Below are 4,569 nucleotides of genomic sequence, written 5' to 3'. Positions count from 1 at the left end.
CATAGGTTATGCAATGTTTAAGAATTCAAAAATAAAGACTGCTGACGAAATCCGTGGTACTCAATCAGAAGATCAAGCTCAAGTAGCTTAATATACAAAAGAACGTAGAAATATCTACGTTCTTTTTTTATACAAATTATACACCCTATAATCTTAACTTCTTAAGTTAGGATTGTAGGGTATATATGTTATCTATTTTACTATAAATTAAAAAGCAGATAACATAAGTTATCTGCTTATATTGGTGCGGATGAAGGGAGTCGAACCCCCACGCCAAAGGCGCCAGATCCTAAGTCTGGTGCGTCTGCCAATTCCGCCACATCCGCAAATCTTTACTACTCTTTAATTGTACTACCGTTTCAATATATTAGCAATATATATTTTAAATAATCTAAATATTTTTAGTAATACAATTCTAAGGATTTACCTTACTACCTTCCTTGTTAGTGTACCTATACCTATACCCATCATAATAACACCTATAAGTATTTCAAAATCTGCCAACCTATAAGCTATTTCTGTTGGTTTTGCATTATTAACTCCAACGCCGCCAAACATGCCTACACTTAAATTAATAACTTCATTAAAATCTTTTATAAATTGTCTTAAGTTCCAAGTATTCATATTTGATAATGTGTACTTAATTACTTCGCCATTTAAATCAATACCTATTAATAAATATAAGATTGAAAATATAAATATAATTCCTAAAGAAAATAATATACAAAACATAGGCCTTTCTCCATATCCACATGATAACCAAGATATATATGAACCTATTTTAGGTATCAATTTTACACATTTTCTTTCTGTACACTTACCTAAATAATAATATTCTCCAAAATTATTATTCAAGCTATTTTCTTTAAATTTATCTGCTAAAGTTTCATATGTCATATATATACCTTCATATTCTTGTTTGTCTTTAACTCTTGGAGTAATCTTATCAAAGAATGTTTTTTCATCAAATTTAGTTTTGTACTTGTCATTAAATTGTATATTTACTATATATGTTTTAAATGTTTTAAATGTTGAAAAATCACAATCAATAATATCAACCATATTTAATTCACAATTTGTAATAATTGCACTTCTCATATCACTAAGTTCAAAGCATGTATTTTCAATCTTACTATTTTCAAAAATAATAAATGATAAATCACAACTTAAAAATTTAGCATATATATTACAATTATAAAAACTACATCCCAAATTATCCTTTTTATTTAATGAAGGTAATTTCTCACTATCTTCTTTTAAAAATATACAATTTTCAAATACAACCCCTCCACCATTGAAACTACAATCTTCAAATAAACAAGCAACAAATCTACATTCTTTAAATTTTACATTTCTAAAACTACATCCTATAAATTTAGCACAAACTATATCTTCATTACTTATTTCATGAAAACTTTCTTCATCTAATATTCCCTTTTTACCTATTAGTTGATCTAATATTTTAGTATAACTATATTCCGAATTAGGAGTATAATCACTTAGCTCGATTTTATGCTTTATTATATCATTATATAATTTTTCATTATTTTTCTTTCTTTCTTCTAATTGCTGTTTTAATACAACCTTTTCTTCTTTAAAATTTATATATGCCATAGCACAACTCCTTTTACTTACAATAATATATGTAAAAAACAAACGTAACAATAAATTGTTACGTTCATTTTATATATATTATTTTCTTTTTTTATTTTAATTATGCTATGTTTAATTTCATCTTTAACATTTATTAGTTAATATTTTGAGCAATCTCACATACTTCTTCTTCATCAACTTTCTTACCAAATATCTGAACGCCTACAAATATTACAACTAAAGCAAGTGGTAAAACTAAATAAACTGGTAATCCAAGCCCTGCTGGTATATATCCAAATAATATAGTTATGCTAGCTACAAATAATGAGTATGGCATTTGTGTTTTAACATGATCTATATGATCACATCCAGCCCCCATTGAAGATAATATCGTTGTATCTGATATAGGCGAGCAATGATCCCCAAATATAGCTCCTGTTAATACAGCACTTGTACTTACTATTATAAATGACATTTCTGGATTTATTGAATGAGCTAGCGGAACTGCAAGCGGCATAAGTATTCCCATCGTTCCATAAGCTGTACCTGTTGCAAATGATATAACTGCTCCTAATATAAATATTATACTAGGTAGTAAAAATCCTGGTAATGAACTCGATAATAATGTAACTAAGTATTTAGCTGTTCCTAATTCTTTTATAACTGAACTTAATGACCAAGCAAGTATTAATATAACTCCTGTTATTAATAAACCTTTCATGCCATCTATCCAAACTTCTATAGCTTCTGATATAGTAAATATTTTCTTTCCAACTGCCATAGAAATACCAATTATACTTGCAAATAATGCCGACTGGAATAAAGCTACTGAAGCATCCGATGCACTGAAAGCTTCTTTTATTGCTTCAAATGAGTATGGTGAATTTATAAATAATTGTATTAAATTTTGATCTTCTCCACCCATTATTCCAGAGTATCCACTGTAATAGAAACATACTAAAGCTGCTACTATTAATGTTCCTATAGGTATTATTGCATTCCATACACTTAAAGTTACACCTTCTTTGGGCTCTAAATCTGAGTGTTCTTTAAGTTTATCTAACTCTATTTCTGAATTATTATTTTTAGCTTCTTTAGCTCTTAATTCCGCTTCTCTCATTGGTCCAAAATCTTTTGCTAGTAATGTAGTTATTACTATAAATGCTAATATTAATATATTGTAAAATCTAAATGGTATAGTATTTAAAAATATTCCAAAGGCATCAGCTTCTACTCCTATTCCTGTAAAAGCATCATTTATAAGCCCTACTTCAAGTCCTATCCATGTAGATATTATTGCAAGCCCTGCTATTGGTGCTGCTGTAGCATCTATTATAAATGCTAATTTTTCTCTTGATATTTTCATTTTATCTGCAACTGGTCTCATTATAGGCCCTACTATTAATGCATTAGCGTAATCATCAAAGAATACTAATAATCCTAAAAACCAAGTTATAAGCTGTGTTCCTTTCGCACTTTTTGCTTTTTTTGCAAGTACTTCTGCTATGGCTTTTGCACCACCCATTTTAGCAACAAGGTTTATTACTCCACCTATTGCTAATACTTGAAGTATTATACCTGCATTCCATGGGTCTGCTAAAGAGTTTAACGCTCTATCTACTAAATCTAAAAATGCTTGTACTAAAGCACTAAATACATTACTTCCTGTAATATTAATTATAAAGCTTCCTGATAAAATCCCTAAAAATAATGAAACTACAACATTCTTAGTTATGAACGCTAATACTATTGCCACTATTGGTGGTATTAATGTTATCATTCCAAATTTTTGTGCGTTAATCGTTGCAGGGTCAACCTCCCCTGCAAATGCTAATGGTGCTGAAAGGACAATTAGCATAATTGTCATTAATGTTATTCTTAGATTTTTACTGTTCATAAAACATCCTCCTTAATTTTTTATATTATTTCTGTGAATATGGAGGGTACTAAAAAGAGCCTTGAGTTTACACTCAAGGCTCTGATATTATTTACATAAATTTAAAATTTGGATTAATCTAATGTACAACAAATTTTAAATACAATAGTACAATTTTATTATACTATCATGGATTATAATAATTCCTTAAATGTAGCTCCCCACAAAACAAGTTTGTGACAGTGATACATATATTTTATGTATCCCCAGATATATAACTTTAAAGCATCAGTTATAAACTTCGGCGATAGTTCCTTTCCTAGCAAGTCATTGTGCTTACCTCATTACTAGTACTGATAAATACCGCAGCCTCTACCCTATATTTTATTCACTTTTGTTTTACTTGTTTATGAGTATATATTATTAATCAATATTTTACAAGTAATTTTTTAATTTTTATTTTTTTAATAGTTATTATACTTTCTATATTGTTTTTTTAATTAATTAAGGCCATCATTGTTAAATACATTATTTTATAATGCTTTTATATAGATTGTGATATTTTTTATAAAGCATTTAGCCATATACACCTTTTTTTATTATTTACTTTTTTATTAAATTTTTGTATAATCTTACTATAAGAATTTCTTATCTTTACTAAATGATTATTTAAGGAGATTATTTTATGAGAAAGTATAATTACAAAGAAATGCAAATGATGTATGGAAAAATAAGTCCTTTTGAATTTAAGGATAAATTAATAGATTTAGCAAAATATAATGCCCATAATAAGAATATAAGTATACTTGATGCAGGTCGTGGAAATCCAAACTGGACTGCTGCTACTCCTAGAGAAGCCTTTTTTACATTTGGGCAATTTGCAGTTAATGAAACTCGTTTAAATTGGGATCTAGGTGATTTAGCTGGTATGCCTCAAAAAGACGGTATCGCAGATAGACTTTATAAATATATACAAAAAAATAGTAATATGCCTGGTGCTTCTCTTTTAAAAAGCATAATAGACTATGGTATAAATGAATTAAATTTTGATAGAGATGATTTTGTTCATGAACTGGCTGATGCTATAATTGGAGATAACT

General features: G+C 28.1%; 2 protein-coding genes, 1 tRNA gene, 1 pseudogene and 1 riboswitch. Of the genes and pseudogenes, 1 reads left to right on the top strand and 3 read right to left on the bottom strand.

The window, feature by feature from the left end:
* Positions 1–242 precede the first annotated feature (242 nt).
* The 3 genes from VLM92_RS01145 to VLM92_RS01135 all read right to left on the bottom strand — a co-directional run bounded on the left by VLM92_RS01145 (position 243) and on the right by VLM92_RS01135 (position 3,460).
* Positions 243–326, bottom strand: a tRNA-Leu gene (locus VLM92_RS01145).
* 97 nt (positions 327–423) lie between these two features.
* Positions 424–1,614, bottom strand: a complete 1,191-nt coding sequence (locus VLM92_RS01140; protein WP_325274517.1) for a pentapeptide repeat-containing protein — start codon at positions 1,612–1,614, stop codon at positions 424–426.
* Between the two features lie 133 nt (positions 1,615–1,747).
* Complete coding sequence (locus tag VLM92_RS01135) at positions 1,748–3,460, bottom strand: Na+/H+ antiporter NhaC family protein (protein ID WP_414708137.1); 1,713 nt, start codon at positions 3,458–3,460, stop codon at positions 1,748–1,750.
* Positions 3,461–3,675: 215 nt separating this feature from the next.
* Positions 3,676–3,852: riboswitch (Lysine riboswitch) on the bottom strand.
* Positions 3,853–4,154: 302 nt separating this feature from the next.
* Here VLM92_RS01135 and VLM92_RS01130 point away from each other — a divergent pair.
* Positions 4,155–4,569, top strand: a pseudogene (locus tag VLM92_RS01130) (aspartate 4-decarboxylase); the annotation flags it as partial.

The sequence above is a fragment of the Romboutsia sp. genome, assembly GCF_035470145.1.
Lineage (GTDB): Bacteria > Bacillota > Clostridia > Peptostreptococcales > Peptostreptococcaceae > Romboutsia_D.
The sequence above is the reverse complement of the archived record's forward strand: the minus strand, read 5'-3'. Positions and strand labels throughout refer to the sequence as shown.